The organism is Paenibacillus phytorum (genome assembly GCF_013141715.1).
GTDB classification, from domain to species: domain Bacteria; phylum Bacillota; class Bacilli; order Paenibacillales; family NBRC-103111; genus Paenibacillus_E; species Paenibacillus_E phytorum.
In genome coordinates this window covers 194999-215777 of sequence record NZ_WHOA01000197.1, presented here as the reverse complement: position 1 = coordinate 215777, position 20779 = coordinate 194999, and the positions used below count along the sequence as shown (strand labels likewise).

At 42.4% G+C, this 20779-nt stretch carries 18 protein-coding genes; all 18 read right to left on the bottom strand.

Annotation, left to right across the window (positions count from 1 at the left end; genetic code table 11):
- Positions 1-101: 101 nt before the first annotated feature.
- On the bottom strand, positions 102-563 hold the full coding sequence (locus tag GC098_RS28445) for a hypothetical protein (protein WP_171646543.1): 462 nt from the start codon (positions 561-563) through the stop codon (positions 102-104).
- 1 nt (position 564) lies between these two features.
- A complete protein-coding gene (locus tag GC098_RS28440) occupies positions 565-1338 on the bottom strand; it encodes a glucosamine-6-phosphate deaminase (protein WP_216625454.1) in 774 nt (257 codons plus the stop codon).
- Positions 1339-1372: 34 nt separating this feature from the next.
- Positions 1373-2674, bottom strand: a complete 1302-nt coding sequence (locus GC098_RS28435; protein WP_171646541.1) for an AGE family epimerase/isomerase — start codon at positions 2672-2674, stop codon at positions 1373-1375.
- Positions 2675-2782: 108 nt separating this feature from the next.
- Entirely contained in the window at positions 2783-3790 is a 1008-nt protein-coding gene (locus GC098_RS28430; protein WP_171646540.1) for a zinc-dependent alcohol dehydrogenase, read from the bottom strand.
- A gap of 28 nt (positions 3791-3818) precedes the next feature.
- Positions 3819-6068 carry a helix-turn-helix transcriptional regulator gene (locus GC098_RS28425; protein WP_171646539.1) on the bottom strand — a complete coding sequence of 750 codons (2250 nt, stop codon included), beginning with the start codon at positions 6066-6068 and terminating at the stop codon, positions 3819-3821.
- Positions 6069-6141: 73 nt separating this feature from the next.
- The gene (locus GC098_RS28420) at positions 6142-7017 is read right to left on the bottom strand and encodes a carbohydrate ABC transporter permease (protein ID WP_171646538.1); all 876 of its coding nucleotides are present in this window, start codon (positions 7015-7017) and stop codon (positions 6142-6144) included.
- Positions 7011-7976, bottom strand: coding sequence for an ABC transporter permease (locus tag GC098_RS28415; RefSeq protein ID WP_376773967.1), 966 nt, complete (start codon positions 7974-7976; stop codon positions 7011-7013). Before GC098_RS28415 ends, GC098_RS28420 begins: the two co-directional genes overlap by 7 nt.
- A 91-nt stretch (positions 7977-8067) precedes the next feature.
- A complete protein-coding gene (locus tag GC098_RS28410; RefSeq protein WP_171646537.1) occupies positions 8068-9672 on the bottom strand; it encodes an extracellular solute-binding protein in 1605 nt (534 codons plus the stop codon).
- 382 nt (positions 9673-10054) lie between these two features.
- Positions 10055-10321 carry a hypothetical protein gene (locus GC098_RS28405; RefSeq protein ID WP_171646536.1) on the bottom strand — a complete coding sequence of 89 codons (267 nt, stop codon included), beginning with the start codon at positions 10319-10321 and terminating at the stop codon, positions 10055-10057.
- A gap of 139 nt (positions 10322-10460) precedes the next feature.
- Positions 10461-11405 (bottom strand): 5'-3' exonuclease, encoded by a 945-nt coding sequence (locus tag GC098_RS28400; RefSeq protein ID WP_171646535.1) that lies wholly within the window; start codon positions 11403-11405, stop codon positions 10461-10463.
- 237 nt (positions 11406-11642) lie between these two features.
- Positions 11643-12185, bottom strand: a complete 543-nt coding sequence (ssuE, locus tag GC098_RS28395) for an NADPH-dependent FMN reductase (protein ID WP_171646534.1) — start codon at positions 12183-12185, stop codon at positions 11643-11645.
- Between the two features lie 161 nt (positions 12186-12346).
- On the bottom strand, positions 12347-15520 hold the full coding sequence (locus GC098_RS28390; RefSeq protein ID WP_171646533.1) for a glycosyltransferase family 39 protein: 3174 nt from the start codon (positions 15518-15520) through the stop codon (positions 12347-12349).
- An 85-nt stretch (positions 15521-15605) separates the two neighbouring features.
- Positions 15606-15833, bottom strand: coding sequence for a DUF7667 family protein (locus tag GC098_RS28385; RefSeq protein WP_171646532.1), 228 nt, complete (start codon positions 15831-15833; stop codon positions 15606-15608).
- 173 nt (positions 15834-16006) lie between these two features.
- Positions 16007-16357: a spore coat protein gene (locus GC098_RS28375; RefSeq protein ID WP_029194100.1), complete on the bottom strand. Its 351-nt coding sequence runs from the start codon at positions 16355-16357 to the stop codon at positions 16007-16009.
- Positions 16358-16370: 13 nt separating this feature from the next.
- Positions 16371-16649, bottom strand: coding sequence for a hypothetical protein (locus GC098_RS28370; RefSeq protein ID WP_171646530.1), 279 nt, complete (start codon positions 16647-16649; stop codon positions 16371-16373).
- Between the two features lie 524 nt (positions 16650-17173).
- Positions 17174-18358: a DNA sulfur modification protein DndB gene (locus tag GC098_RS28365; RefSeq protein WP_171646529.1), complete on the bottom strand. Its 1185-nt coding sequence runs from the start codon at positions 18356-18358 to the stop codon at positions 17174-17176.
- Positions 18358-19512, bottom strand: coding sequence for a DNA sulfur modification protein DndB (locus GC098_RS28360; RefSeq protein WP_171646528.1), 1155 nt, complete (start codon positions 19510-19512; stop codon positions 18358-18360). The genes GC098_RS28365 and GC098_RS28360 overlap by 1 nt, the downstream gene beginning before the upstream one ends.
- Positions 19513-19603: 91 nt before the next feature.
- On the bottom strand, positions 19604-20779 hold the full coding sequence (locus GC098_RS28355; protein ID WP_171646527.1) for an aminotransferase class I/II-fold pyridoxal phosphate-dependent enzyme: 1176 nt from the start codon (positions 20777-20779) through the stop codon (positions 19604-19606).

The following is a 20779-nucleotide window of genomic DNA, read 5'->3' as shown; positions in this document are numbered from 1 at the left end:
TTGCAGGCTAGGTGCTTTGTCATATAAAAGCAAGGTTGGCACATCAGGAAGATGCTCTAAATGCCCAAAGATCATCTTGTGCCAATTGCTCCCATATATAATTAGGATGACGGGGCAGCATGAGATGAGCACCATTTCCCAGATGCGTTGACAAAATCGCTCCTGCTTTCACAGCCTTGGAAATTTGTTCTTCTGACGCTGCCGTATACGGGATCATGTGAACAGGCCTCTGTAATGGAAAGAAGCGCTTTTTCTATGGATTCGTCTCCGTTCGTAATCACAGTCGGGTAATAGGAGGTAACCCCTTCCTGCCACAGGGCTCTCGTCACCTTCTCCACTGATCCCATTTCAATGGGGATTGTATTAAAATCCGCCCCATGATATCCATTAATCTGCAAATCGACTAATCCCGGTGCAATCCATGGAAGAGATTCATCTTTAGATTCCATCCGATCCCGCTCAATATCTATGATGAATCCGTCCTGCATTCGTATGATAATGGGTTCCTCTGTTCGATAATGAATGCCCTTTACAAGCGTTACCGCTCCATCCAAACCTGCCATGCTAACTCAACTCTCCGTAAGAATCCGTATCCACATATAATGTACAGTCAGGGTGCTGACGAAGAATAGAGGAAGGGCACTCTGTAGTAATAGGACCGCTAAGCGTTCTGTGTACAGCCGCAAATTTCGTTGCACCAGGTACCATGCAGAATAAATGAGTTCCAGATAATAATGTAGGGATTGTTAAAGTCAGCGCATGAGTAGGAACATCCGCTAACGTCTCAAAGCAACCATCGTTCACTTGCTGCTGCCTGCAAGCAAGATCGAGCTCTACACCTTTAACAGCAACCTGATCGCAAAAATCGGCAACAGGCGGATCATTAAAGGCAATATGGCCGTTTTCACCTATCCCCAAACAAACGATATCTATCGGTGCCTCTTCAATTAAATGGCCGTACCGCAGGCATTCCTCCTGAATAGCATTGGAACTATTGATCAACTGAACTTCCCCCGGCTTCACTTCATAGAATAAACGATGACAAAGGAAGGTACCGAATCTTTGGGAAGCATTAGCCGGCAACCCAATATATTCATCCATGTGAAAAGCTATAACCCGAGACCAATCTATGCCTTCGATTCCTTTTAAAGCTTCTAAAAACTCATTTTGGGATGGCGCTGCAGCAAAAACCATGCGAATGTTTTGATTCTCTTGCAGGAGTTCCTTCATTTTAGCTGCGACAGCGTACCCTGCTGACGTACCCATAGCTTTTCTATTCTCATAAACTTCAACTTTCAAATAATCAATAGTTTGGGTGTGTAATGGCCGAATCGTCATGCTCAATCCCATCTCCCTCTTCGAATAATGGATCTTATATCCTAACGACTTCCATTTGTTTTCTGATTTTATCCGCATACAATTCAATGATTAACAGTACGTTCCGAATAATATGAAAAGGATCTTTTACCGGTAGAGCAACCACTTTCTCCAGGGGAAAGCCTTTACGGTCTAGAATCTGTATCCACTCACCGATTTGCTTATCTGAATTTGGGAATTTCTCAAAAACGTACTGCTGTGTTTTTTCGTACAAGGTAACAAACTCTTTATCCTTAGAAAGCTCATAAGCCAATAAAGAACAGTATAATGCTTCCGAATGAGGCCACCAAAGTTTAGAATCCCACGTGTCCAGGATTAAGGCTTCATATGTGTCCCCGGTTTCAAATCCTTTAGGCTTACCGCCCTCGCGATCCACAAAACGCAGCAAACCACCCTCATTAGAATCCCAGCCTAATTCATAGGCTTTCTTAATAACGGGAATGACTTTATCTATAAGATCCGCTCTGTTTAACTTGGCGGCCGTGTTCATAACAAACCACATGCATTCTAGGGTATGTCCAGGGTTTACGTGCCGGCATAGAACAGAGTCGGGGACTACTCCTTGAATGGGAAGGATCTCAGCAATCCGATGATCCGACATAGCGAACTCTCCCATAATCTGTTCCATATATAAGAGACAGTTATCCCTCATGTTACCATACTGAGGATGATCCATCGCTTCCAGCGTATCCATCAGTTGTTGAGATACATTTAATAAAATCATCGGCACAGAATGGGCTTTAAACCCTTCAGGAATGGGATACGGTTCACTACGAACATCGCTTGTTTGAAGTCTTTGTCTGATACGGTTGTAGAGTTGCAAAGCATCTTCCACAATATCGACTCGTCGACTTACGCGCCCAAACTCCGCAAATCCTAATACAACAAAACAGTCTGCATAGAAGCTCGTATCGTACCCTGCACCTGGAATGCTTTCTTTCTTGTCTCCAGACTCCGTTATTAGAAAGGCACAGTTTCCGTTTTCCATGATGGCATACTTCTTTAGAAAATGGACAGTTTTCTCGGCTTGATCCAAATAATCAACAGCATTTCCCCGCAATATCCCTTGGCTCATCATGGATGCTATTCTTGCCCATAACCATACAAATCTACCTTGAGACCACGTGTACTTGTCTGTACTGATCGATTCTGTTCCCGCATTGTTAAAGCATGTGAAGACGCCGCCGTATTTCTTGTCTAAAGCTCGATTCCAAAAAGGCAGCAAATCTTGAACCAAATGTTGTTCATAAAATTTGAGTAATGCCACATTATCTAGCTCATCATCAGCGAAAATCATGGATACCCCCTAAATATTTAACATTATTGTAATATAATTACAATTATTCACAGACGAAGTCCTCCTCATAACAGCGGAATTAATTCCGAATGCGTCTTCGTCTGTTATTTACTTGTATTTAGGATATTGAATTAGAGTCCCCATAGTCGAAGATGATATCGAGTAATTCCTGTAGGCCTCCGCAGCTTTCTCAATTGGGTATATACCAGTGATCAGATGCTGTACGCTAATACGTTTCTCTGCCAGCAGTCGTATATATTCCCGAGTATTTCGTCCTTCTGTCCATCTCACATACCCGATTGGATAATCCTTGTTATCCCGCTCGTACTGCTTGTCATACCGTCCGGGGCCGCCTGCTCGGGATATGAGCACCTGGGCTTCCTTTCCGAACATCTTATTTCTTGAAAAATTCGTGGATATATCTCCAACAATAATAATTTTTCCTCTATCGCGAATCCAGTCCAATGAGCTGTTAATCAACGACTCTCCATCTCCGCTTGCACACAATAGAACGCTATCTGCACCAATCCCTTCGGTTGCTGCCCATAGTCCTGCCTCCAGATCTGCTTGACTGACATAGGCATGGCGGAAGCCGCTTTGTCTTAGAATGGCAGCACGGTCGGCATTCAAATCATAACCAAGGGTTGTATAAGCGGCAGCGGCAGCAATCTGGGCGCTAATGTTACCCAAGATACCCAAACCGACGATGATCAATGACTCGCCGAATCTCAGATCGGCTATCCGTAACGCGTGAATGGCGATTGCCCCTAATCCAGCGAAGGCGGCCTCTTCCGGACTGACATGCTCGGGAACGAGCGCGGTCAGGTTAACAGGAACGGATAATACCTCCGCATGCCGAACATAGGGAGCTCCATAGCAGGCAACCCGTTGTCCTATCTTCAGCTCCGTTACATCGTCAGCCACCTGCTCAATGATACCAACCGCACTGTAACCTATTGCTAGCGGGTTATCCGCTGATTTCTTAGCCATACTCAGCTCAGTTCCTGGACTGATCGCTGAATATTCGGTACGTATCCGTACATGCCCTGCAAGGAGCTTAGGCTCGTCAGCATGTATCCAACCAATGGTCCCCTTTTGAGCGGCAACGGCTTTCATTATGATCTCCTCCTGAGGGAACGGGAAGTTAAGCCAAGATATTTTTACGATAGTCGCTTGGCGAAATCCCATGATATTTTTTAAATGTGCTCGTAAATGTAGATGAATTTAAATAACCGGTTTTTTCACCGATTTCAGCAACCGAAAGCTCCGTCTTCTTCAACAGCTCTTTAGCATGAGACAAGCGTACTCGATTTAAATATTCTACAAAATTAATATCGAACGTTTTTTTAAAATAACTCGAAAAATATTTAGGAGACGTCTCAAGCATTTCTGCCATATGGTCTAAATGTAAGTTTTTCATATAATTAAGCTCTATATAGGTAGCAATAGACGTTGGATTCAATTTTCTTTTTTGTTCGGTCTTATTGTGTTCCATGATGACTCTGATTGCTTGAACGAGTGCGCCTCGGATGCTCTCATAGCTGAAGGCGGCTTCTACCTTTTGGTTAAATTCCAGTTCCAGCGCAAGAATGTCCTTCGATTCAAAGTCGCTCGTATCCAGATGCTTTACCATATAATAGAAGATGGTTTTGGCAATCGGCATCAGCTGATAGTGATGGATTTGGCGTTCCACATTCGTAGTAAAAACATGATCAATAATTTGAATACATTCGGCTTCATTGCCGCTCACAAGAAAATTAGATGCCCTCTCGATCTCATTAAGCGGTACATAGACTTTCCAGGTATATCTGATCGCTTGAAAATCGGTAACTAGATCGTCTGCATGGATGTTGCGATACAGCAAGCATTCAGTTAGATCCCGATAGGCTTTATGACAGTTCACTGTTTTGGTTGAATAGAGCCGACTGATTCCAGTCAACATAGAACTGCATAACCAACCATCCTCTTGTACCTGCTTCACAAAACTCTTCAATTGTTTAACGACATGCTCACGATCAGAAGGATGATGAATCGCAATTTCCGCGATAAACCTCATGTTAGTCATATGAAAAACAAAGGTCTTTCCCACTCTTTCCTCTAGCCCCGTCTGGATGGCGTGAACAAATTCTTCGATCTGAAGCATCTCGGTCTGCTCACTATTAGGATTAAGCCGCAGCTGAAAGTCTGCCATAAGGAAATATTTGCTTTGGAAAAATTCAGCAAAATATTGCTGCATCCGAAGCTCAGCTTCCTGGGAGCGTGAATCATCATCGAGCGTATTGAGAAAAGCGCTTCTCCTCATTTCCCAGTTGACCCCTGTTAATCGCGCTTTAATGAGTTCATTTTCATCTTGAATCTTAGCTATCCCCGTAAGGATGTTTCGAAAATCGGCGCCTCGCTGGTCCATAACACCCATCAGCTTGAGAATAACTCGTATTGGTTTATACAAATAAAGACTCAGGAAAGCCGACAACAGAACCGCACAGGCAATGGCAATCATAATGATTTGGCGGTTCGCATCCGTGACCGACTGCAGATTGGTGAATTCGTATGGCGCCTTGTTGATATAAATGAATTCATTAAAATCGGATTTATAAACATTATATTCAAAATCCTTTTTCTTCAGAGTCGCTTCAGGACCTGTCCTAATATTCAGATCGTTTAAAACTTCAACGAGATTCCAGCTTTCTTCCGTATTCAGGAACATATTGCGATTCTCATCCATCACGATTAAAGTGCTTCCCTGCATCATAGCCGCTTGATTGACATGCTGTAGCAGCTTATTCACATTCAAAAAGATCAATATGTTCTGGTTATAGGTTTTATTGTTGCCGGTTAAGACAATAAGTTTCCTTTTCCCTTCACTGTCTGAGCCAGACCCGCTGTACCACTGAGCAGGAAATACCTGAAGCGGATGTGGTTTACTCATAAGGGTCTTCCAAAAATTAGCATTGTACGTAATATTATTAAACTTTTTTCGAAACAGCTCCTCCAGTGAAATTGTCCCCGCAGAGGTGACAGCAATATCGAAATTATTATGGAATACGACGATCTCTTCGATATATTCATTAGAGGATATGAACGGGCGAATATCTTTGTACAACTTAGAGGCTTCACTGAAATCGACAGAATCACCTTCGAATGAACCCCATATATTGTTAGATGACTGCACCATATAAATAATATCGTTGATATCCTTGAAGACGTCGTCAAAGGAGCGTATCAGGTTTTTAACAACGAGCTTATTGTTTTCGCTAACCTGATGATAAATACTCGAAAGCGAGTTCTTGTACACCAAATAATTCGATACAAACATAATGATCACTACCAATAGTAAAGCAGAAAAAATCTGCAGAAAACCTTTGTTCGCAACCATTTTCCATTTCGTCTTCATAGCTGCCCCACCCCACTAAAGTCACAGGGATATCCATTCGTCTGTGTTCAAGTCATATTCGACAAAAAATGGCCTACCCCTTCTCTGAACCGAGCATGATACCTTTAGCAAAATATTTTTGAGCGAATGGGTAAATCAGCAGTACAGGTATCATGGAGATGAAGATGGTAGCATTCTTCAGCGCCTGCGGAGCCAATGCAACCTGATCGACTAAACCAGTTCCTTTGGTGGTGTCAAAAAACAGCATATCCCTCAGGACAACCTGCAGCGGATACAGCTTGGCATCGTTTAAGTAGATCATCGGAATAAAGAAACTGTTCCAATGTCCCATGAAATAAAACAATCCAATAGACGCGAGTGCAGGCTTCGAAAGCGGAATGATAATGCTAAACAAAATCCGATACTCCGAAGCGCCGTCGATTACGGCCGATTCACGAAGAGAGCTTGACATAGCCTCGTAAAAGCTTTTTAGAATTAACAGCTCAATCGTCCAGATTGCATTAGGTAAAACCAACGCCCACATCGAGTCAATAAGATGCAGCTGCTGTACGATTAGATAGGAAGGGATGATACCTCCTGAGAGAAACATGGTCAGCACGATGGCGATCATGAAATATTTTCTGCCGAAAAATCCAGGTCTGGATAAAGGATATGCGGCGACAGATGTCATCAATAGATTGATCCCCGTGCCCACAACGGTATAAATAATAGTATTCATATAAGCTCTGGGAATACGGGGGCTTTCCAGAATGTTCTTGTAGGCATCCAGGTTAAAACCTTTGGGCCATAGAAACACTTTGTTTTGCACGATATAGACCGTATCACTGAAAGAGATAGCTACGATATAAACAACCGGATAAACAGTCACTATGGCGACTAGAGTTAGAACTACGGTAAGAATAATATCGAAGAGGGTCCATCTTGACTCTAATGACTTTGTTTTTACCATAGTCCCTTCCCTCCTGCCCTTCTACTCACGGTGTTGGAAATCAGCAGCATAATTAGAGCCACTATGGCTTCAAAAAAGCCTACCGCCGCTGCATAGCTGTAGTTGGTTTCCAACAACCCTTTCCGGTATACATAGGTGGAGAATACATCGGCTACCTCATAGGTCATTGGGTTGTAGAGCAAAAGCACCTTCTCATACCCGATTCTGAATATGGAGCCACTTTTGATAATGAACAAAATAAGAATTGTCGGCATGATACTGGGTATCGTGATGTAGCGCATCATTTGGAAACGCTTCGCGCCATCCACTTTGGCTGCCTCGTACAGGGTAGGATCAATACTGGCGATCGCAGCTAGATAAATAATCGCTTCATAGCCCATATGCTGCCAAATCTCGGTGGAGATGAAGATGGTACGGAACCATTCAGGTGCAGCCAAGAAGTATACACCATTGAAGCCCATGGCTTTAAGAACTTGATTGACTACTCCGTTGGTAGGCGAAAGAAAGTCGATAATCATACTGGTGACGATAACTACAGATAAAAAAGCGGGAAGATAACTGAAGGTCTGTACCAACTTTTTGAATCTCATGAATCGGGATTCATTCAGTAATAGGGCAAACATAATCGGGAACGGAAATGCCCACAGCATCGTGAACACACCTAATAAAAATGTATTCTTAAATAATAACCAAAAGTCAGGACTGTCAAAAAATCGTTGGAAATGCTTCAATCCGACCCAATCACTTTTCATAATCCCTTCGTATACACTGTAATCTTTGAAGGCAATAATCAAGCCATATAACGGGCCATAACGGAACAAAATATAAAAGATGATACAAGGGATAAATAGAATAAGCAGTTGCCGATCACGCTTGATATGTTTCAACATTGAAGCAAAGCGAGACATGGGAGCACGGTCGGTCTGTTTGGGTACGAGCTCTGTTGATGTTGACTGCAATGGACTTTCCTCCCATCTCAATATTGTAAGAATAGGACACCCGGATATAGACACATCCAGGTGCCGCTGGCTCATCACATGATTGGCTTAATTATTTGGCTTCATTGAAACGTTTTTGTGCAGCGTTGTACGCATCGATGTATTTGGACGCACCCAGCTTTTCAGCATTTTGCTGCCATTCTTTCCACTGGCTTTCTCCAAATTCTTTCTTAATTACGTATTTGGTATTGAATTCATTAGAGGCTTTCTCAAGCTGCACTCTAAACTCAGCCAAAATTTTTGTTTCTTCATCTGTAAATTTCAAAACGGGATCTGCAACTTCAAACTTGTTATTTTTAACAATCTTATCCTGTGCTTCCTTCTCTTTTTCCGTAAAGTTGTAGTAAACGCTGCTTTTGTTAGGACGCAGATACATGACTTCCAGCCACATGCCGTATTTTTTCTCAAGAACCTTAATGTCTACAAGTGGAAGATCCTTCAGTTCAGGATACACGGGCTTGCCGTTCTCCATCTTGTAGGTTTCACCTTCTATCCCCATTGTTACAAGGGAAGACCCGGATGGACTGGTCAAATAATCAAGAAGCTTGAGTGCGGCTTCTTTTTTATCATTGTTGGATACCACAATACCGAATTGGTCAATTTTGGGCAGTGTGCGGATATTCCCTGTAGGACCTACAGGATTTCCATAACGTAGATTGTAATCTGGATTTTGTGATTTCACTTGATTCGCGAACGAATCCAATCTTCCAATCCAGTCGAAGGTAACAAACGATTTGTTATTCGTTGTCATTTTTGCTGTCCAAGAAGCATCTGTATCCGTAATAAATTCTGGATCCATAAGTCCTTCGTTGTAAAGCTTTTTCATAAAATCAAGCATCTCTTTAAATTCCGGTTGGGTATACGCAAGCTTCCAGGTCTTTGCTTTCTCGTCGAAATAAGCCGGATAACTTACTCCGCCCACTCCCCAGCCATAAGTCCAATCCTTGAAAATAACTTCCTTCGTTTTGGAAGCGTAAGGATAGGAGTCGGGATATGCTGCTTTCAGCTTTTTGAGCGCTTGGTAAAATTCTTCGTTATTCGTCCATTCTTTGATTCCAAGTTTATCAAATACATCCTTACGGTAAAGGAATCCGTGGTTCACATCACGCTGTAACCCGTAGACCGGCCAAGTATATAAATTATTTTTGTCATCGGACCATGATTTCATGACCCAATTGTTATCTTTATCATCCACATAAAGTTTTTTGAAGTTAGGAAGTTTATCCAGGTATTGGTTAATCGGTACTAAGGCTCCCTGTCCGCCCATCTTGTTCAGCTCTGGTATCGTTTGTGAGTGGAAAATATCAGGAAGCTTACCGGAGGCAAGTACAACTTTGAGCTTGTCCTTGTAGCTCTGCGATGAATAAGCCTGAACCTCTACTTTAATACCTGTACGCTTCTCAATTTCTTTGATGACCATCGAATCTTGTAAGTTGGTATTTTCGCTGACTAGCATCCATGTAAGCGTTGTCGGTTTATCTACAATAGGAAGCTTGATTCCTCCTGTATCACCATATTGTTGGGGATTAGCCGAAGCACTTGCACTTGGTGTAGTAGAAGCATTTCCTGCATTTCCACCATTACCCGCTCCACACCCTGCGAGAAGTGATCCTGCTAGGGTAAGAGATGAGAGTGCTACTAAAAGCTTTCGAGACATTTTTTTTCCTCCCTTTTTATGTTTAAGACTTGTGCTATCGCCGCTCTAATTTGGTTGGTAGGGGCTTGTAGTAGGATCGACACCAGCACTAACCCCAATTATAGGAGACTTACAACAAGAGTAAATTAACCGTTTTCATTAAATTTCGTTATTTCTTATTTCGTCCTGAAATTTCCCGAAAAACCTTATAAATTAAGGATTTTTTCAGTGTGGAAAATGAACAACAGATGGAAAATGATCAAATTTATAATGCTGATGATACACGCGAAAATGAATCATTGATTGTTTTTTCCGTTTTTTTAATATCATTGGATTGTTTTATTTGCTCATTTAAATTTTGAAGTTTAGTTACTACCTCCTCTTTATTGTTTTCATCTTGTTCTTATGTTGTAATAATCTTATGAAGTCTTCCAGAAGATTTAATTAACTCAGACGTTGCATCTCTCAATGCATCAACATACTCGAATGAGAACTTATTAAGCATTTGATGATCAAATACATCGTTTGTTTCAATCTCCCCACCATAAATAACCCACTCATATTGATCGACTGGAATTTTGATCAATTTTATTGGTGTTGGATCTGCCGGAGGATTTTTATTTATGCTAGTTTTTGGTCGGAAAATGTAAGTGATTTGATTCCACCTCACGGTGGACACCCTTGCCTTAAGCTATGGCTACTACTGCCTTCACCATTCGGGACTTGAACCCTAGAGATAGCGCCCATGCTGGGCGCACTACAACAAATAAAGGAGGCCCTTATGGCCTCCTTTATTTGTTTCAAGCATACTAAGATTTAGAAACAGCTACCTCACTTGTGATTATCACAAACGGGTCCTCCGTTGATGAATCATCAATTTCACCTAGTAGTTTTGTAAGGCCTCCAAATTCTAACTCCATGAATTTTTTTGTTGCGGCCTCACGTCGCAAATCCCAAATACATTCGTGTAATTCGCACTCGATTGGTACATCTAATCGTATCCGAGCTAAATCTCTTGATAGATGTAACATTTCCAAATTTTCTTTAATTTTATTTTTAATGCTATTTGGGAGAAGTTCAATATTTTCAAGGCAACCTTCAATTGATTTATACTCAGCTAGTAACTTTTGTGCAGTCTTCTCTCCTATGCCTTTAACCCCTGGATAGTTATCAGCAGTATCCCCCATAAATCCTTTTAAATCGATAATCTGCAAAGGTGTTAATTGCTTTTCGGAATAAAGCGTCTCGAGGTCATAAATAGAGTAATTTAATTTACCTTTTTTCATTATTATGACTTTTACTTGTTCAGTAATTAACTGAAGCATATCATGATCCCCAGTTAATATAAATACCTCAGAATCATTCTGAAGTCTATTTGATAGAGTTCCAATACAATCGTCAGCTTCGTAGCCTACTAAGCCGATATTCGGGATCCCCATCTCTGCAACGACTTCTTTTACCAAATCAAACTGCGGCAAAAGCTCAAGAGGAGCTTCCAAACGATTTTGTTTGTATTCATTATAATTCTCATTTCGAAAAGTGCTACTACCCATATCCCAACAACAAATTACATGCGTTGGGTTAAAAGTGTTAATAGCATCAAAAAAATATTGAATAAATCCATATACAGCATTTGTTGGCAATCCATAGCTAGTTTTTCGAATATAACCTGAGTAAGAAGTCGCATAAAACGCTCTGAAAAGTATAGCCATTCCGTCAACTAAAAGCACTCTTTTTTTAATTTCATCATTCAACCTATATCTCCCCAATCCAAACTTTATTTATTGCTGCCTCGGAATATTAAATACCCATGGAATTGAAAATTTATCCAAACTATAAAACTATAATATTAAAAAAAATAATCGCTCCTATTCTATAAATCATAACGTATAAGTTCTACCAGTAGTATAGCATGGGAACGGTTGTTCAGGACACAAAAAACCGCTACTAGTAAAAGGTACCAGCAGCGGTTTTCCATTAATTAATCGTTTTTAACGGCTCGTATGCCATTTAATTTCTTGAATAAATTCAGTCACGGATTCTTGCAGTCGATTTGCAATTTCATCGTCCAATATGGCTTGTCCTTGATCGCCCCATGTTACTTGTTTATCGAGCACGTAAACCCCTTGCAGAATGTTCTGCGCGCCTAATGCAGACAGCACTGGTTTTAAAGCGTAATCGATAGCTAGCAAGTGAGATATCGTCCCTCCAACGGCTAACGGAAGCACAACTTTACGCTCGAGGCCTTTTTGCGGGAGTAGGTCGAGGAAAGCTTTTAATACACCTGTGTAAGAGGCTTTATATACCGGGGTAGCGACGAATACGGCATCTGCCTCCGCAACATGCGCGTTCGCTTTTACAATAGCTTCGCTGTCAAATTTGGCATATAACAAATCCTCAGCCGGGATGTCGCGTACCTTAATCCATTCCACTTCCAAGCCTGCTTTCAATAGTTCACTTTTTGCCACTTCGATAACACCATGCAAACGGGACGTAGGTGTTGGACTTCCAGAAATAATAACAACTTTAGCCATTTGATTCACTCTCCATTAGGGTTTGGATGAAAAAAAGACTCCGCTGCCTTTGCTCTGTACAAAGTGGGAGTCTCCTGTTGTTGGGTCGACTTTTTTTAATTCATAGTAATTTACTTGGGTTTATATTACCATTGCCTTTTATGAACGTCAATACTTTTTGTTTAAAAGAAATTCCATCCCGGCAGCCACCGGAGGAAGAAGGAATATTTGGATGGAATGATCATCCCCGAAAGAATCGGATAGAAAAGAACGAACAGAACGAATACGGCAATTAAATATCCGTAGACCCATCTTTTCTTATGAAGCGATCCTTCTTCTAAATACTCTTTGATGTAATAGGTCAAGATCAGCACAAGGAATGGCACCATCGCAAAATAGTGATAAATAAATGTGAGCCTTGGTACTAAGATCCATGGTAAATACTGTGAGCAGTAAGCAATTAGCAGCATCCGCAGCAGCTTATCTTTACGTGTAATTGCCACATAAAACGAAAGGATAACGGCAATGAAGCCCGGCCACCATACTAGCGGATTCCCGAACGAGACGATGCTCGAAAGCATGCCCTGCGGCATGAGCTTAGCTTGATAATACCATATCGGGCGGAGCATCATCGGCCACTCCCACCAAGGGGAAGAGAAAGGATGCGTTGCGACCAAATCTTTATGATATTTGTACATGTGCACCTGATAGGTGACCACATCCTTCAGATTGTGCCCCGGCCCGGGAACCATCATAAACGGAATATAGGATAACGTATAAACACCTAGAGGTACGATGACAAACGTGAGTACGCACCACAGCAAAGTAAACAGCGTGTTTCGTATGAAGAGCTTCTCTACAAGCTGCAGTCGGCTGCGCTCCGGTTCTGTCAGTGGAGGCTCATTCTCCGCCTCGCGCAGCAACCTTCGTGCGAATCGATATTCGCTGAACCGCTCTAATAAGGATAATAGCAGCAGCACGGCAAGACCTGCACCGCCATAGATAACAATCCACTTGGATGCAGCTCCAATTCCGAAGAAAAGACCTGACAGCCCTAAGGGGATTAACGTAGTCCAAAGCTTCTCCCTATAGAAGCTAAGCGTTGTGTAACGATACATGAAATAGAACATCAGCATGATGAAGAATACGCCATAAACATCTATCGTCGCGATTCGCGTCTGCGCAAAGTGCATGAAATCAAAGGTAAGCAGGAAAGCAGCGATAAAGGCATATTCTGAACGGCCGAACATTCGCTTAGCGAACACATACATGATTGGAATCATGCCGACGCCGAACAGCGTTCCGATGATTCTCCAGCCAAACGGATTCAATCCAAACACATAAATACCAATAGACATTAGAACTTTACCCAGCGGTGGATGCGTGCTTTCATAGGGCTCTATTTGATGAAGATGCTCATAGGCGGTTCTAGCATGATAGATCTCATCAAAGTACGACCCATTCATATATGTAGGCGTGTAAGGTACTGTGGCAGATTCATCGAACAAATTAGCTGTCGCACCTTCATCAGCCGCGTTTACATCTTGTTCCGATACCTTAGCAATCGGCAAAATAGCCGTGTTGCCATCTCCGAAAATACCAATTTCATGAAGATGCAGCGCCGCTCCTTCCTGCGCATCCATGACCATTTTAACGTAACGCGCATCTTTCTTAGGTTCGACGGTGTTCCAAGTGAATACCTTGGTGTGGTCGGATTTCACCGATATTTGATCCTGCCACTGCGTACCGTCCTGTGAAAACCAGAACGAATAAGCCCCTTCACCTACACCTGCAAAGGTGTTAATTCTCGTAATGTTGTGCGAGCTGCCAAGGTCAGCAATGACCGCTTCTCCTGCGCTTGTTGGCTTCCAGAACGTTGTAGGAGCCTTATGCCCACCTAGATGGAACAAAGCAATTATCGTGTAAACCAACACTAAAGCGCCAAGATAAAGCGCATCCTTTTTCGTGAAAAAACGTCCCCTTGTGCTTCTTTCTACCCTATCCCTACTTGGTTTAAAAATCGCATTCCACCGTTCGGATTTTGTGTGAATTTCTTGCTCGGTTGGCAGCGGAATTAGCGGAACTGGCTCCTCCACCTTCTGTTCTTGTTGTGAGTCCACGAAAAGCCTCCATCCCAATAAACATGCATAGGCAAACATCATAACATTGATGGCTGAAACGACCAACATCAAAGGATCATATCTCGGAATGTGATAATCCTGATGAAAACTGCGTAACAGCACATCGGCTATATTTATAAAATGAGTAATACTAAAACCAATAAAGAGCCCCAAAATCCGGCGGTCCTTGATGTAAATGAAGCTGGTCAGCACGAGCAATAGCCCATAGTGCAAATAGCGCTCGTGCATTTTGGTCATACATATGAAAACGGCCGTGATAAATAAGAAAGCCACATACAATAAGGCGCCACGCTGTCCTTTGCTGCGAACATATAAATAGCAAACATAGACGATGGATAGCACCATAAGCACCCACCCAATCAATTGGTAAGAGATGTGCAGGATACTGCTATTCATATCGATAAAATTGCCACCTAAGAGTGCCATAAGATTGAACGCGTTCAAGGAAGCATACGGATATGAAGCTAAGGTGCCTGAGTATAGAGCGATCAACCAGCCATACCCTCTGCCAACGGCAAAAGGGAGTGAAATCACGGCCATCGTTGCAGCTCCGCTTAGAACACTCAACAACAATACCATCATGCTGCGCTTTCGTAAAACGTCGATAAGTAGAAAAATACCGAAAAGAAGTGCCTGTGGCTTAAGAAGAAGAGCTAGTGCTATAAATACCGCGGCTTGTGGGAGTTTCCCCCGCTGTTGTAGTAACAAAGTTGCAAGAATAAATAACATAAAAAAGGAGTCAACCTGTCCCCATATCGCGGAGTTCGACCAAATCGCTGGATTGAAGGCAAATAAAGCAGCAATTAGAATGCCTTGTATCCATGTCCGTGCCCCGCCTCTACGACTAATCGCTAGCTGAAACAAGAGGTAAACCGTGACTAGGTCAGCCAGAATGGCAGGAAGCTTCAGAATGACCAGTGAACCTGCACTCTCCCAGGGAATCGACAGCTTGTGGTGCAGTAAGCCAACGAGATACAAGACATACATGTACCCAGGAGGATAATCGAGAAAGTAGTCTTTGGCGTTCGTGTACAATCCGGATAAACCTACTGAATATGCGCGATCTGCCCACGCTAGGAACGTTCGTACATCAGTATCATAGCCCACCCAGAGGGGAGCTAGATATAATCTTAGTAATAACGCGGTTAATAACAGTAAACCCAGAAGAAAGAATTTATGGGGAGCCCCCCACAATTGCTTGAACCAGCTTACCATGTCACAGCTCCTTAGATTTAGACTACTACCATTATACCCGTCCACTCTCTTGCAGAAAAGGAAAAAAGCACCGACCGGAAATAGGTCAGTGCTTGGGTTCAAGCTTTTCGATGCGCTCGCAAATTTCATGCAGCCAATCATAGTCTCCAGTGAGCGAAGCACAGAGCGATAAATTTTCCAGCTTCAAACGGTTCCATACATATGTCGCGTTAGCTTCCATACACAGCAGTAATTCCTCTTGCTCTGCACGTGTTAACTCTCGCGCTCTGCGTAATGTCCATAACTCCGCCATACGTTGATGAACGGCCAACATGGTCTGGGATACCCTCCTGCTAGTTAAGTAGCTACATTATGCAGTATGGTCAAAAATGGGAAGACTGAAACAATATGTGCAGCATCTTGATCATCTGGTCCAGCTTGGCATTACGGCAATTTATTTTACGCCGCTTTTTGAAGCAACGACGAATCATAAGTATATAGCAACCTCTACTGAATGGTTGTGCCTTGATATGGGAATTGCGTTGAATAATTAGAAAACTGTTGAAAGGCTTGATCCAGTTTCGTTTGTTCTTCGGCCTCTAATTTGTAGTGCCCTTTTCTGAACATCATTTCAAATAGTTCATATTGACATTGATGTGTCTCGTTCAAAATCGTCATAATATCCTGGTGTAGGGAAGTGTGACTTGCTTCTCTGGCAGATACGTTAAAGCTATCCGTTAAGTATTTTTCCGTTGCCAAAATATCATTTACCCGGTCACGATCATTCAATTCGGGACCTTTGACTTGCGGCTCATTGGCAGGTTTAGGATTCTTGATGACTTGTGGATTCTGATTCATATACGTTCCTCCTTCATTGTTGTGTTTGAGGAACTTTTTTCATTTCCTCTGTGTTATTGTTTTGCAGGTGTTTTAATAAGAGCATGTAATGTTTTTGATGCATTTGACCGGCCTTATCAATCAATTGTCTAATTTCTGAATCCGTGCATTCCTGTGCAAAATGGCGGCATTTTTTCATGGCTAAGAGCTCCCACGATAATTGGTCCTTTAAATACTGAGAGTCCTTGGTTGTAATTACCTGAGGTGGTACCTGCATAATGGCGCTTTGTTGTTGTTCTTGTTGAGTTTGCATGTTGTCTCCTTTGTTTTTTCGAGAATACGTATAACATGCACATATTAATAAATTTTTATGACAAAGTTAGGATAATAGGAACAGCCTTCTTCCAGTTCAAATTTAAAATCACTGTCGTGTAAACAGGCACAGTTAGCTTCCTTCCGTCCATTTTCCATGTACTACGAATCCACTCATCGAATTATTGTAAAACGACAAAGGAAACACAAAAGAAACAAGCAATGTTGTCTTTTGTACAACATTATTCAAGCTAATCAGCTCTATCCGGGGAGAATGTTGCAGGAAATACAACAAATTCCCCAAAAGTGAGCCGATTTGGATGAAAAATGGTTTAATTCTTGTACATAATACAACATCTTCGATTTTCCAGGAAAATATCAAGGAAATTGTTGTACGCCGTACAACTCCCAGGCAAACAAGCAGGGAAAAAGTCAGCCATATTTGCATTCATTCTCCCCCCGCGCCCCTTAAACAAACAAAAAGACAAATGAGATCAATCTCTCATTTGTCTTTTTGCAAGTGTTTTATGAAGCTGACGAAGCCACATCATCCTCATCCGCACTTGCGCTATCCGTGCCTTCAAGGAAGAATTGAACAAGCTTCACATGCTTTTTCAGCGATTTCTCGTGGATAAGATTGATCTTACCGTTATCCAACGCGCCAAATACGTAGATCAATTCCTCATTGTCATGCGACCAATCGAAGCCTTCCAGAAGCTGCAAAGAATTCGTCCATTCCTCGTTATACTCGCCATTCGGGAATAAGAAGCGATTAGCATACAGCGCAATACTTTCTTGAATCACACGATTTGCGGATGTATATTGCGCCAAGCCCGGTTGCTCTGGCATCATCGGCAGGACCGTATTAAAAAATTGGTGCAAAATTTCTACATACGTCGATGGATCGTGGCGAATTTTACGTTGAAGCTCATAGGATGGCTGCATTCTGCCTGAAAAAAGCATCGTCGCTGTCGCATATAACCAGCTGAAACACGTAAAGTTACGATTGAACGAAGTCAAATTGTTGCGACGCTCAACACCGGCTGCTTTGAGATAGACATTATGATCGACAACCTGTTGAATAACTAGATTTAACGGGTCAATGGAATCGAAGGAATGACCAAGCTCTTTACTCACCAGCTGAACTTTAGAGTTAATATCGCCGAACAACTGCTGCTCTTCTTCCTCCGTTAAGCCAATATAGATTTGCACAGCAAGCTGTGTTTCCATCAAATCTAGACGTCTTCCCTCAAGCTGATTAATTGTACCTTCTGTTTCCTCAACCTCTTGCCTAATTTCAGCATTCTCTGGAAACTTCCGTTGTTTGATCTTTAGCACTACTAATTTTTTCTCATACCGTCTAACTTCCTTTTGCATCTGATCATTCACATAGCCTAGTGCTAGAATACGATGCTGACCGTCCAGAATAGACAGCTTGGAGCCATGCTTCAGAAGGAATTCCTTCTCGCCCTTGGACAGTTGATTCACTTCGCGCAATGACAGCGTAACAGGTCCGAAGAACACATGATCGAGCTCCCGCTCCTGCAAATAGGTGGAAATTTTGCGTCTTTGCATATTACTCAACTTACGCTGCACCATAGGGTCAATCATCGTATAATTCAACAGATCCTGAACGCGTAAAGCTACAGTTGAAAGTCCGAACTTATCGCAAAAAGGATGAATGGTCATCTTAAGGCGTAATCCTTCCATTAGCTCACGTCCTCCTTAGAATTGTAAGAATCGGCATCGCTGATTAGAAATGCATTCTGATCTTGATAAAAGTTTTTGATATGGTTGTAGGCTTTCATAATGCGAGTCCGTCTCGGCAACCGATCTTTCTCTTCACCCGCATAAATGCTGTTCCAATTCACATGAGGAAGTATTTTCAATACGTGCTCAAGTGCATAGCGATTAAATTTACCTGGTTTCGTAGCTTCTTCATGCATAAACATGGCTAGTGCAATTTGGATATTCTCAGACCATACGATTTCACCCTTAGTTGGTTCGGGCAAGTAATTCAGTAAGCCATTGAAATAGGTTCCCGCCAAGGATACAAGTTCCTGCAGCTCTTTATCCTCATATTGATAGCCATTATTACGCGCTGCTGATTTCATTCTGCCTTCAAACAAAGCAATCAATATTTCAATCAGCAAGTGATAGGAGAACAAATACTCTGGTGACTTCCCGCGTTCAGAGAACATATCTACGGTCAGCTTCTGCATAGCTGGCGCTTTGGCTGCAAGCTCAGACGCAGCAACGTGATAGAATCTGCGCTGATCGCGAAGTACCGCCAGGTTGCCGCCAAGCTTGCGTGGAAGCTTATTAATGTCAGAGAACAACTGACGCTCTTGACGAGCATTAATGTCCAAATAGGTCATGGTTGAGATAGGGAAAGCGTACAAACGGCGCAGCTTTTCTGTGATCTCTTCCATCTTGTCGTACTCACGACGATCCTTGGCACGAGCCATTTGACTTTGTAGCGTCTCCATAATACGTTGGAAAGCGGCCAAACGATGCTGACCATCAACTACATACAATTTCTCAATTGGCTGCAAACGAAGCGCTTGTTGATCTTCGTCATAGTGACCTGCACCTCTTGCCGAGAAAATGATTCCCGGGAAATAAATAGGTTGGCGATCTTCTAAATACAAATTAACGTAATCAATTAGTTTAGAAAGATTACGCGGAATAATCGCACGTTGAACTTCTAAATCAACTTCATAGATTGAAAATAATTTGCTCATGGGCAGTGTAGCTGCAATTGTCGCTTGCCCAAATGTTTGCCCCAAAATCCCGGGAATTTCTACGAACGATGAAGGCTTCTGATCAGCTAAAAGCTCCGATAATGAGGAAATGGCATCCATATGCTTACCCCTTTCAACAAATAAGTTTTATTTCATTACGTAAACATCTATATGTCTCTCATTCTCCTATTTTTACCAATATCTCTAATTTTCATTCTAATGTACGAAGCCAATCTCCTATTCGCTTTGCCGCCTCAAGTAATCGACCCTCTTCTTGTACCAATGCGATTCGCACAAAGCCCTCTCCCTCGGCCCCGAAAGCGTCTCCAGGAATAACGACAACACCAGCATGATATAACATTTCCCGGGAAATTTGTCGAGATGTCCATCCTTTTGGAATTGGAGCCCAGATAAACATAGTTGCCTTGGGTGGTGGTATGATCCACCCCGCTTCCGCTAGTGCCGAGATCAACACATTTCGTCTTCTTTCATACACATGCGCAACGGAATGATCATGCTCCATGTCTTCCTCTAATGCTGCAATTCCAGCCGCTTGAATGGCACTGAATACACCGTAATCGATATTGGATTTCAGTGTTTTAAGAGCATTCACTGCGCATGCATTTCCGGTTAAGAAAGCGATTCGACAACCTGCCATATTAAAACTTTTTGACAGTGAATGAAACTCGACAGCAACCTCCTTAGCGCCTTCTATCTCCAAAATACTTATAGGCCGGTAGCCGTCAAAAGCCATTTCGGAGTAGGCAAGATCGTGTACGACAAGCAGGTCGTGCTTCTTGGCATAAGTAATCAAATGCTCAAAGAAAGCGCGATCTGCAACAGCAGACAATGGATTGCTTGGATAGTTAAGCAGGATGAATTTAGCCTTAGCAGCCACGTCTACTGGAATGTCCTCTAATTGGGGTAAAAAGTTGTGTTCTGCGCGCAGCGGCAACAAGTAAGGTTCGACTCCCGCCAGCACGAGACTTGCCGAATATATAGGGTAACCTGGATCAGGGACAATGGCAATGTCCCCAGGATCACAGAGTGAAAGCGCTAAGTGAGCAAGACCATCTTGTGAGCCCATCAGAGTTAATATTTCACTTTCCGGACTCAGCTCCACACCGAATCGATAGCGGTACCATTTGGCAACCGTTTCTCGAAATGCTAAACTTCCTTCAGATGTTGGATAACCGTAATGCGCAGGGTTACGAACGGCTTCAGTAATTGCTTCAATAATTCGATCAGAGGGAGGTAGATCAGGACTTCCTATACCTAAATCTATGACGTCTACCCCTTGGTTCATAACCTCTCTCTTCCAATCTGCTACTTCTGAAAAAATAGCCGATCCTAGTTGACTAAGTCTCTTTGATCCTGTAATTTTCAT